This is a genomic window from Ekhidna sp., from assembly GCF_039940915.1.
Lineage (GTDB): Bacteria > Bacteroidota > Bacteroidia > Cytophagales > Cyclobacteriaceae > Ekhidna.
Map to the genome: position 1 here is coordinate 1,151,738 of NZ_JBDVFO010000003.1, position 11,944 is coordinate 1,163,681.

Genomic DNA, 11,944 nt, shown 5'->3' on the forward strand with positions numbered 1-11,944 from the left:
ATTTTGTGTGTCCTGCTGAAGAAAATGGTAGCGAAACTACGAATGCTCTTTCACCCATTCAATAGCATTGGCGAAAGGTTCCATCCATGGAGATACTTCTGCACTTTCCAACCCTTCTTTATGAGGCCAATTCCATTGAAACAAGGAGCGCTCAAGGTGCGGCATAATAGCCAAATGCCTTCCATCTTTTGAAGCTAATGCTGCCGTACTGAAGTCACTGCCATTTGTATTGCCAGGAAATTCTGAATAAGAATATTTGACCGGAATTTGGTAATCATTTTCACTTCCACGCAATTCAAACTTACCTTCTCCATGTGCTAGCCAGATCCCCAACTTAGCCCCTGTCATGGACTGAAGCATGATCGAGTTCGTGTCTTGAATGTCAACGCTGACAAATCCGCACTCGAATTTACCTGAGGCATTGTGATGCATCTTTGGGTGATTTTCACCCATCTCCGGATAGATCAGGCCTAATTCCATCATGAGCTGACAACCATTACATACACCTAGGCTTAAGGTATCCTCGCGGGCATAAAATGCATCCAGCGCTGATTTTGCTTTTTCATTGAATAGGAATGAACCAGCCCATCCTTTGGCAGATCCAAGTACATCTGAATTGGAAAAACCTCCAACAAAAACAATCACATTGACTTCAATCAAATCCTCTCTTCCAGTAATCAAATCAGTCATGTGTACATCTTTCACATCAAAGCCGGCAAGCCAAAGCGCATACGCCATTTCACGATCGCTATTTACTCCTTGTTCGCGAATGATGGCTGCTTTGATTCCTGATTTCCCGTTGCGATTGAAATCAAGATTGAATGAAGAAGCCTTGCCATCGAAGCGTTTAGGGAATGAGTAGGAGAGCGGTTGATTGAATCGGTTGGCAGTTCTTTCTTTGGAAACCACCTCTGAGGTCTGCTTAAGGTCAAGTAGTGCGGATGTTTTGAACCAAGATTGACGAGCTTCCTCAATATCGAAAGTGTGAGAAAAATTGCCATTACGAACATTCACTTTTCTGTCGGCAATCAGTTCTCCGATTTCGATAAAACCTATTCCTTTTTCATTCAAAATCTCAGTCGCTTTCGAATCGGACACCTGAATGAGCAATGCTGGTTTTTCTGAAAATAGTACCCTGATGCTATCTGATTCATTCAGGTTTGATAGATCAATTGCTAATCCTCCCCTGGTATTTGCGAAATTCATCTCAAGCAACGCAGTAATTAGTCCGCCAGCAGATACATCGTGGCCCGCAATAACTAAACCTTCTTTAATAAGCTTTTGTACCGCTTCGAATGCATTGGCAACTACGCTGGCGTTTGCCTCAGGCGCTTTGTTCCCAATCTTGGATTGAGTCTGTGCGAAGGAAGAACCTCCCAATTCAAAATCACCACCTGAAAAATCAACATATACGAGTTTGGATTCTTTCTGTGTATAATCAATTACAGGACTCACTGTTAAGTTGATGTCTGATACCTCTGCTGCCGAACTAATGATTACGGTGCCTGGGGCATATACCTTTTCTCCATCCGGATACTTCTGGGTCATCGACATTGAATCTTTTCCCGTGGGTACATTGATTCCCAATTCACAAGCGAAATCACTGATGGCTTTCACACCTTTATATAACCGGGAGTTTTCACCTTCATTTTTAGCGGGCCACATCCAGTTGGCACTGAGTGATACACCCTTTAGTCCATGAGTAAGCGGAGCCCATACCATATTGGATAGTGACTCTGTAATGGATAACCTTGAGCCTACACCTGCATCAATTAATCCAGGAACAGGTGAATGGCCTATGGAAGTTGCAATTCCTTTATTCGTTTTAAAATCAAGGGCCATGACTCCAACATTGTTGAGGGGTAATTGCAATTCACCACAGGTTTGCTGAGTCGCGACTCGACCAGAAACACATCGGTCTACCTTGTTGGTAAGCCAATCTTTACAGGCCACTGCTTCTAACTGAAGGACAGCACTGAGGTATTCTTCAATCTCATCTTCAGTATAAGCTACTTCTTCAAAGTTTGAATTTTGAGTAGCGTCTTCCAAAATAGTTTTTGGAGAAGAACCAAAAAGATGGTGAAGCTTTAAGTCAAAAGGGGATGCCTCAGCATTGTTTTCAAACTTGAGTTCATTGTTGGATCCTGCTTCGCCTACTTCATAATAAGGAGCTCTTTCTCTTTCAGCTACTTTTTTCAAGTATGCTGCATCTTGCTCACCGATGACTAATCCCATTCGCTCTTGAGACTCATTGCCCAGAACTTCCTTGGCCGAAAGCGTTTCATCACCAACAGGAAGTTTTTTCAAATCAATGACTCCTCCGGTCTCTTCAACCAATTCCGAAAGGCAATTCAGATGCCCTCCAGCTCCATGATCATGGATAGAGGTGATGGTATTATCTTCGAGTTCGACCATTGCTCTTACTGCATTGGCAACCCGCTTTTGCATTTCTGGATTGGAACGCTGTACCGCGTTGAGCTCAAGTGATTGATTAAAGGCTCCAGTATCTACAGAAGAAACAGCCCCGCCGCCCATTCCAATGCGGTAGTTGTCTCCACCCATGACAATGATCTTTTCTCCAGCACTAACAGGTTTCTTTTGGGCTTCTTTTTTCTTGCCATACCCAATTCCGCCAGCCTGCATGATTACTTTATCATAGCCGTATTTTTTCCCACCTTCTTCATGTTCGAACGTTAAAACACTCCCACAGATTAAAGGCTGCCCAAACTTGTTCCCATAATCACTCGCACCATTGGAAGCCTTTGTTAGAATTTCTTGAGGAGTTTGGTATAGCCATTTTCGAGCAGGCTTCTCCCAGTTTTTTGGATTCGATAGTCGTGAGTAGGAGGTCATGTATACGGCTGTGCCAGCAAGTGGGATGCTGCCTTGACCGCCAGCCATTCGGTCTCTTATCTCTCCTCCTGATCCTGTGGCAGCTCCATTGAATGGCTCCACTGTTGTTGGGAAGTTGTGGGTCTCCGCTTTTAGCGAGATGACTGATTCAAATGCTTTTGTATCAAACCAGTCAGGTTTATCTTGTGTTGCAGGAGCAAATTGTTCAACCTTTGGGCCTTGGATAAAAGCCACATTGTCTTTGTATGCTGAAACAAGGAAGTTCGGGTTTTCCTTAGATGTTTTCTTGATCCATTGAAAAAGCGACAACTCTTGCTCCTCGCCATCGATGATGAAAGTGCCATTAAAAATCTTGTGACGGCAGTGCTCAGAATTGATTTGAGAAAAACCAAAAACTTCAGAATCTGTCAATGGCCGCTCAATTTCCCTAGCAACTCCTTCAAGGTATTCCACTTCTTCGCTACTTAGTGCTAAGCCCTCTTGCTGATTGTAAGAAGTGATATCATCAATATGGTTGATTGGTTCTGGCGTACGATCAAGGGTGAAAATAGATTGATCAAGACCTTCATAAACTTGCTGTAGCATGGGATCGAATGCACCTGCCGAAACTTCCGTTAGATAAGTTTCAATTCTTGAGATGGCATGAACTCCCGCATTGTGGGCTATATCGGTTGCATTAGTACTCCAGGGTGAAATCATTTCTTTTCTTGGCCCGATGAACTTACCCGATACAGAATCGTTGCTCAATGGCTTTGCTCCAGAAAAGAGCCATTCTAGCTTAGTGATTTCATCGGAAGTGAGTGGATGGGAAACGCCAACGGCGATAATAGCGTCTTCAGAATTTTGGAAGAATTGAATCATTGAAGGAACCTCTTTTTGAAGTCCGCAAAATTAACCTTTTTGTATGCTTTGGCTTACTAGGATTTCAACAATTTCCTTACAGATTTTCGTAAAGCTTTCATTGTGCCAAAATAGTAGCCAATTATAACCCTTTCAATAATGCCTTCACGATTAATAACAAAGTGGGTGGGGTACGACCTTACGTTTAACGCCAAACAGAAATCCTTAACGTCTGCAACAATCTCATAATCAAAATCTCGTCTGGTCAGAAACTTACGTACTCGCTCTTCATCGTCGAACGTAGGAGCTAAGAATACGATTTCCTCATTTTTATATTCTTCTACCAACTCATTCATTTCGGGCATTTCGACAATGCATGGCTTGCAACTCGAAAACCAAAAATTGACGACCAATACTTTTCCTTCGAAATCCTTATTGGTATAAGTTTTTCCATCAATAGTGGTGAGTTCAAATTCGGGGAATTTGCTTCCTTTCATTCTTCTTACTTCCTTTTTGGCTTCCTCAACCTGCCGCATTTGTTCTGCTGTTGGCTGTGAAAAGCTGAAAACTGGCAAGAGGAATATGATAAGAAATATGTTGTATCGCATTTTGGGAGTTATTTATTGGCAATCAATTTAGCAACTTCAGTTTTTATGAGTTGATGATGCTTCATTGGTAAGATGTCAACACTAAAATCCCCCATTTTTTCAATTAGAGGTAAAATTTGAGTTGGATGTATGATGTGATCTTTGCTTCCAAGTATAATTCTTCTGCCAAAAGCATGCCTATTGAAAAGCATGCTAAGTTGCTTCTTTGAATAGCCCAAAGATTTAAAGTGATTCCATGATAAGTAAACACGCTTTCGACTTTCAATGGTATTCATTTCTTTACGCACAAAATCACCAAGATAAGGACTAACTAAACCGTACTTATCATTGAATGTAACTAACCTATCCAATCTGTTTGGGTGAAACATGAAGTATCTGAAAACCCACTTGAAAACGGGGTTGGTTGCGAGTCTAAACCAAAGACTAAGAAATATTCCATCTGGCGCAATCAAGATTAATTCCTTTGTATGCTTGGGATAAGCTAACGCTGTAGATATCGCGAATCTTCCTCCAAGACTGAATCCAACCAGTGAAAATTCTTGAATGTTTTCCTGAGTAATGAAGGTTTGGATGTAGTGAGTCCATTCATTTTTTGTAAGCTTCTTATTGTCTCTGATGCTTTTTCCATGATGAAATAGGTCAAAGGCATATACGGTATACTCTTTGTCAAGAACTTCAATCCAATCGCTAAAAATTTCATTGTCCTGTCCAAAACCATGAAAGGCCAATAATATTTTATTGCCACCAGCATGTTTGGAATAATATAAATGTCCACTTCCTATTTGGATACACCTCATTCTGCTGAAAAATGCTCTAAATATTCCAGTAAGGAAAAAAAACCTCAGAAAACAGTAACAAATAAATATACAGTGCGTTCTTTTGCACGAAGGAAACTTTTAGCTTGCTGAAAGTTTCCATGGTTTTTATCTGGATTTGTAGTGTAATAGAAAGATTTGGAAGCAAAGGAAAAAATATTGAGTAGTGCTGAGGAGCTCTTCATCCAGTATGGGATACGAAGTGTTACCATGGACGATGTTGCCAGAGAAGCATCTATGTCTAAAAAAACTTTATATCAATATTTCGATAATAAGGATGGATTAGTCTTTGAAGTTGCAATGAATCATTTCGAGAAGGAGACAAAAGAATTCGAGGAAATATTCAATCAATCCAGTGATTCCATTCATGAGATATTGTTGGTGTCCCAATGCCTGAGAAAACATGTCTTTCGAATGAATCCATCACTGCTTTATGATATGCAGAAATATCATGGGCGAGCGTGGGATAAATACCTTGAGTTTAAACATTCTACGATCAGGGGGCACATAGAGCGAAACATAGAACGCGGGAAAAAGGAAGGATTTTTTAGAAAAGCGCTTGATGCGAAAGTCTTATCAATCCTTAGAGTAGAAGGGGTGCAGCTGGTTTTCAACACCAAGATTTTTCCAAGAGGCGAGTTTGACTTCCCTACTGTCCAGTTACAAATACTTGATCATTTTGTTCACGGCTTACTTACTGATAAAGGAAGAGAGAAATACGAAGAATACATAAATATGGAATCTACTAATCACATACTCTAATACTAATATGAGAAGCATATTACTACTATTAATAATTATTAGCACTTCTTCGGGAGTGCTATCGCAGGATAAGGCCAACCTTTCCCTGCAGGATTGCATCGACTATGCGTTGGGCAATAATGAGCAGCTGAAGATTAAGCAGTTTGATAAAGAGATTGCAGAAGCTGAGGTCAGGAAGACCATTTCAATGGGTTTACCGCAGGCGAAAGTCAATGGAGGCTTGAACTATAATTTTGAACCTCAAAGAAGCCTGATTGATATTAGCACATTTGATCCAAGCGTGCCAGTTGGAACAGAGCAAGAAGTTTCATTTGCTCAGAATTACGATGGAAACATTGGGCTATCTGTTGAGCAATTGCTATTTGACGGATCCTACTTTGTAGGCTTACAGGCCGCCAAAACTTACAGGGAGCTTTCGGTTAAGGAACACATCAAATCTCAAATTGATGTGGTAGAAGCGGTAAGCAAGGCATACTACAATGCATTAATCACCGAGGAGCAACTTAAGCTTTTGGAGAGGAATATATCAAGGCTAGATACGCTTCTAAGAGAGACCGGTGAAATGTACGAGGCAGGCTTTGCTGAGAAAATTGACGTAGATAGGATACGAGTCAACTACAATAATTTAAAAGTAGAATACAGTAGGTCTAAGCAGTTGAAAGACATAAGCCGCAAGCTTCTCAAATTTCAAATGGGGATGGATTTAAATCAACCCATTGAGCTTTCTGAGGTTCTGGAAGAGGTTGAAGTTACCATTCCTGCTACCCCGCTGGCAAATTTCGATTACAATCAGCGAATTGAATTTTCGCAGCTAGAAACCAATAAAAACCTTGCGTACCTGGATATGAAAAACAACAAGGTACAGTACCTGCCAAAATTGAATGCACGGCTTGGATACGGTTGGAATACGGCCGCTTCCAGTGGAGGTGATTTGTTTGTTTCAAGAAGATGGCTGGACAATGGAGTCGTAGGGATTACAGCTTCCATACCAATCTTTGACGGATTCTTAAAAAGCAATAAGATTCAGCAAAATAAACTTCAAGTAAAGCAGATTGAAAACCAGATGGCTTTTACGAAGAAAAACATAGATCTCGAGATTGAGCAATCACAAATAAGTCTCAGCAGTCTCTTAGAAACCTTAGATGTGCAGCAACAAAATGTGGAACTGGCTCAAGAAGTTTACGACATTTCAAAAATTAAATACCAGGAAGGTGTGGGATCAAACATTGAGGTAATCAATGCCGATGCTTCATTAAAAGAATCTCAAACCAATTACCTGAATTCGCTTTATCAAGCGATAACCTCACAAATCGAACTTAAGAAAGCATTAGGAACTCTTTATAACAACTAAGATCATGCAAAAGATCAATCACATACTAACACTATTCATCGTACTTACAATCGTTGCGTGCGGTGGCAATGAATCAACCATCAGCTCAATACTTGCTGAAGGAAACATGGAAAACATTCGAGCTAAGAAAAAAGAACTCTCGGCTCAGCATAAAGAATTGGAAGGCCAGATGGCTCTTTTAGATTCGGCCATTGCGGCAAATACAGAAAACGCTAACCTCCCGCTGGTAACGACATTACAGACCAAAGTGGAAGAGTTTTATCACTTTGTAGAGTTACAAGGTGACGTCACCACAAAGCAAAACTTGTTGATATATCCTGAGGCTGCGGGCACGCTGTTAAGAGTGCATGTTCAGGAAAGCCAACGAGTAAAGAAAGGACAGTTGCTGGGAACAATTGACAATGGTGGACTGGAAAGTCAACTGATTCAAATGAAGACTCAGCTTGAGCTTGCAAAGACCACATTCGAGCGTCAACAAAGATTGTGGGATCAGAAGATTGGTAGCGAGATTCAGTACTTGCAATCAAAAACAAATTACGAAGCTCAAAAGAATGCGGTAGATCAGATGCAACGCCAGCTTGAAAAGTTTTATGTAAGAGCTCCTTTCTCCGGAATCATAGATGACGTGATAAAAGATCAAGGAACGGTCGTTAGCCCAGGTCCAGGATCTGAGATTTTTCGCATAGTTAACCTGTCAAACATGTACATCGAGGTGTTGGTGCCAGAGTCATACATCACCAGTGTATTACTAGGTAAAGACGTGAAGGTGTTTTTCCCTATTCTGGGTAAATCTTTGGATGCTAAAGTGAAAGAAACTGGAAACTATATCAATCCAAACAACCGATCATTTACTGTAAGGATCCCTGTTCCAAATCAGAACGGGATGATCAAGCCTAACCTTACGGCTAAAGTAAAAATCAACGATTACTACAGTGAGCAGGCTGTTTTAATACCACAAAGCGTCATTTCTGAAAATGCCGAGGGAGAGCAATATGTGTACGTAGTGAGGGGAGTACAAGGTGATAAGACAGCAACTGCACAACGCGCCATCATCACAACAGGCAAAACCCAAGATGGAAAAGTGGAAATCCTCTCAGGAATCAATTCGAACGAAAACATCATTCTTGAAGGAGCCAGAAGTGTAAAAGACGGCCAACAAGTTAAGATTCTAAACGACTAAAAAATGGCAGATTCTAACAAGAAAAAAGTAGATAAGGAATTTAAATTATCGTCGTGGGCCATTGACAACCCGTCAGTTATCTACGTGATGATTGCCATCTTCCTTTACATCGGATTCTCTTCGTATCAAGCTATGCCAAGAGAAGATTTTCCTGAAATCAAGGAAACGAAAATCTATATAAGCACGCCATTTCCGGGAAACACGGCAGAGGATATTGAGCGCCTGATTACAGACCCGCTTGAAGACGAGCTGAAAAATGTAAGCAACGTTGTAGAAATCACTTCAACGTCTCAGGAAGACTATTCCATTATTACGGTTGAGTTTGATGAAGAAATAACCGTTGAGTCCGCAAAGCAGAAAGTAAAGGATAAAGTTGACGGTAAGAAAGCAGGGGAGGATTGGCCACTTTTCAATAGTGCCAAAGTAGAACCCAATGTTTTTGACCTTACGCTATCGGAGGAGATGCCAATCATGAACATCAACATCTCCGGTGATTATCCGGTAGGGAAATTGAAAGAGTTTGGCGAGTACTTAGAAGACGAAATCGAAGATCTGCCAGAAATAAAGGGAGTAGATATAAGAGGTGCTCAGGAAAAAGAGGTTGAAATTGCTGTAGATGTATACAAAATGATGGCAGCTAAAGTCAGCTTTAGTGATGTGCTTCAAACGGTCAGCAATGGCAACATGACCATGTCTGCGGGTAACATTAAATCTGGAGGACAACGAAGAACGATCAGAGTACTTGGTGAAATAGAATCGCCTCAGGATTTGGAAAACTTTGTTGTTAAGTCGGAAAATAACTCACCGGTTTATCTAAAAGACGTTGCAGAGGTTAGTTTCAAAGAAGAAAGTAGCACCACTTTCGCTCGTGAATTTGGGCACAATGTGGTGATGCTGGATGTGAAAAAACGCTCGGGAAAAAACATGATCAATGCGGTGAATGGTGCAAAAAGGATCGTGAAAAATGCGCAGGAAGATCTCTTTCCTCAAGATTTGGAAGTTACGATTTCCAATGACTCTTCTGCGCGAACGCTCAATCAAGTAAATGACCTGGTAAACAATATCATCTTCGGAATCATCTTGGTTGTGTCAGTACTCATGTTCTTCCTTGGATTCAGAAATGCCTTATTCGTTGGTTTTGCTATACCAATGTCGATGTTCATGTCGTTCGCCATTCTGAATACCATGGGATACACCTTGAATACCATGATCTTGTTTGGTATGATCATGGGGCTAGGAATGTTGGTGGACAATGGCATTGTGGTAGTTGAAAATGTATATCGGTTGATGGAGACAGAAGGGCTTTCGAGAACCCAGGCTGCCAAACGAGGAATTGCCGAGATAGCCTATCCGATCATTATTTCGACTGCTACTACAGTTGCAGCATTCGTTCCATTGGGTCTCTGGCCGGGGCTATTTGGTCAATTCATGATCTACTTCCCAATAACGCTTTCTGTGGTACTGGGATCGTCCCTGTTTGTTGCCATCTTCATGAACTCTATGCTTGTTTCCAAATTCATGGAAGTTGGAGATAAGGAACTTACACGGAAGCAGTTGATTAGGCTTACGATTATTCTTGGAGGTTTCGGTACGTTCATCTTGATCGTGGGAGGAGCAATGAAGGCGCTGGGTACCGTTATGATTTTTACCGTCATCATGTTTTGGCTTTACAAGTATGTGATCAAAAAGGCGGCCAATGGATTTCAGAAGAAAACACTTGTCAGGTTTGAAAATTGGTATGAGAGAAGACTAAAACATGCGGTAAGAGGCAATAATGTATACTGGTATTTCAGTATTACTTTTCTTATTCTGATTTCTGCTTTCATGTTCTTTGGAATGTCGGTTGGAGCACAGCGGACAAAAATTGAATTCTTTCCTGATAACATTCCCAATCAGATCATTGTCTATATCGAGTATCCTCAGGGGACAGCTATTGAGAAAACGAATCAAATCACTAAGGAAATTGAGCAGCGAGTTTATGGAGTCATTAACGATCCTGAATACATGGATGGTGATTCCAATTACTTAGTGGAATCCTCGGTATCACAAGTTGGTGAGGGCGCAGGAAATCCGCAAACAGATGGTGGTTCATCAGCGGAAATGCCCCACAGAGCAAAGATTACCAGTTCGATGAGGGAATTTAAGTACCGAAGAGGAAAAGATACGGAACAATTAAGGCTGAAAGTGCAGGAAGCATTGGAGGGTATCTATCCAGGGGTATCCATTTCGGTGGAAAAAGATGCCAATGGACCTCCCGCAGGATATCCAATTAACATTGAGATAGAAGGGAGTGATTATGATGAGCTGATAGGTGTTGCGGAGCAAATGAGGAATTTCATCAATTCCAAAAATATTGGTGGAATCGAAGAACTGAAGATCGATGTAAATAAGGGCAAGCCAGCGATGGAAGTATCCGTAGATAGGGAAAAAGCAGGAGAGCTTGGAGTGTCTGTTGGGCAGGTTGGAAGCCAGCTAAGGAGATCTCTTTTTGGAGAAAAGGCTGGAGTCTATAAGGTGGATGGCGAAGATTACGACATCAATGTTCGATTCAATGAAGATCTTCGATACAATAAAAGTGCACTTTTCAATCAGAATATCATCTTCAGAGATCAGTCAAGTGGTACCATTAAGGAGATACCTGTCTCAGCAGTAGCTTCTCAGAAAAACACGTCTTCCTTTAGTGCCATTAAGCACAAGTCCAATAAGCGAGTGGTTCTTGTCTATTCTGGACTAAAACCTGGCTTTACCGATGCAGCAGCTATTGTGGCTGAAATTCAGGAGGAAATGCAAGAGTTTGATGGATTGCCAGAGGGAGTGAAAATCGATTATACGGGACAAATTGAAGAGCAGAATAAGCAGATGATTTTCTTGGTTGGCGCTTTTTTCTCAGGTCTGGGTTTGATCGCCTTAATACTTGTATTCCAATTTGGAGGCGTTTCAAAGCCATTGATCATTATGATAGCTATCTTCCTATCATTCATTGGTGTATTCTACGGACTAATTATTACAGGATGGTCTTTCGTAATTATGATGACCATGATGGGGATTATTTCGCTTGCTGGTATTGTGGTAAATAATGGGGTAGTACTGCTGGATTATACTCAACTCCTGATAGATAGAGAGAAGGAGAAGAGAGACATGGAGAAAGATGACTATTTGTCCAAGGATGAAGCCAGAGACATTGTAATCAAAGGAGGGAAAGCTAGATTAAGACCCGTTATTCTAACAGCGATAACCACGGTGCTAGGGCTCATTCCTTTGGCCATAGGTTTGAATATTGATTTCTACACTTTGGTGACAGAATTCAATCCGAATATTTTCCTAGGAGGAGACAATGTGATTTTCTGGGGTCCACTTGCTTGGACGGTGATTTTTGGATTGATTGTAGCCACATTCCTTACGCTCATCATTGTTCCGGTTCTTTTCACCATTGTGTATCGAATGAAGTATTGGTTTCATAGCAGAAAAGAGGCTAGGAGTATTGGGCAAGTTGAAACAGCATGATTTTTAGCATGATAAATTTAGTATTCCACTT

At 41.1% G+C, this 11,944-nt stretch carries 7 protein-coding genes; 4 read left to right on the forward strand and 3 right to left on the reverse strand.

The annotated features are described in order from the left end of the window. Positions 1–36 precede the first annotated feature (36 nt). From purL to ABJF57_RS20100, 3 genes are read right to left on the reverse strand one after another with little or no spacing between them, the layout of a single operon-like run. A complete protein-coding gene (purL, locus tag ABJF57_RS20090; RefSeq protein WP_462235063.1) occupies positions 37–3,714 on the reverse strand; it encodes a phosphoribosylformylglycinamidine synthase in 3,678 nt (1,225 codons plus the stop codon). A 56-nt stretch (positions 3,715–3,770) separates the two neighbouring features. After that, positions 3,771–4,301: a TlpA family protein disulfide reductase gene (locus ABJF57_RS20095; protein WP_462235061.1), complete on the reverse strand. Its 531-nt coding sequence runs from the start codon at positions 4,299–4,301 to the stop codon at positions 3,771–3,773. An 8-nt stretch (positions 4,302–4,309) separates the two neighbouring features. Then, positions 4,310–5,098, reverse strand: coding sequence for an alpha/beta hydrolase (locus tag ABJF57_RS20100; RefSeq protein WP_462235059.1), 789 nt, complete (start codon positions 5,096–5,098; stop codon positions 4,310–4,312). A gap of 156 nt (positions 5,099–5,254) precedes the next feature. On the opposite strand from ABJF57_RS20100, the gene ABJF57_RS20105 reads away from it, so the two are divergent. Genes ABJF57_RS20105 through ABJF57_RS20120 form a run of 4 tightly spaced genes read left to right on the forward strand, consistent with a single transcriptional unit; the run spans position 5,255 to position 11,913 of the window. After that, positions 5,255–5,878: a TetR/AcrR family transcriptional regulator gene (locus ABJF57_RS20105; RefSeq protein WP_462235058.1), complete on the forward strand. Its 624-nt coding sequence runs from the start codon at positions 5,255–5,257 to the stop codon at positions 5,876–5,878. A gap of 7 nt (positions 5,879–5,885) precedes the next feature. Further along, positions 5,886–7,229 (forward strand): TolC family protein, encoded by a 1,344-nt coding sequence (locus ABJF57_RS20110; protein ID WP_462235056.1) that lies wholly within the window; start codon positions 5,886–5,888, stop codon positions 7,227–7,229. 4 nt (positions 7,230–7,233) lie between these two features. Next, positions 7,234–8,409 carry an efflux RND transporter periplasmic adaptor subunit gene (locus ABJF57_RS20115; RefSeq protein WP_462235054.1) on the forward strand — a complete coding sequence of 392 codons (1,176 nt, stop codon included), beginning with the start codon at positions 7,234–7,236 and terminating at the stop codon, positions 8,407–8,409. A gap of 3 nt (positions 8,410–8,412) precedes the next feature. After that, the gene (locus ABJF57_RS20120) at positions 8,413–11,913 is read left to right on the forward strand and encodes an efflux RND transporter permease subunit (RefSeq protein WP_462235052.1); all 3,501 of its coding nucleotides are present in this window, start codon (positions 8,413–8,415) and stop codon (positions 11,911–11,913) included. Positions 11,914–11,944 lie beyond the last annotated feature (31 nt).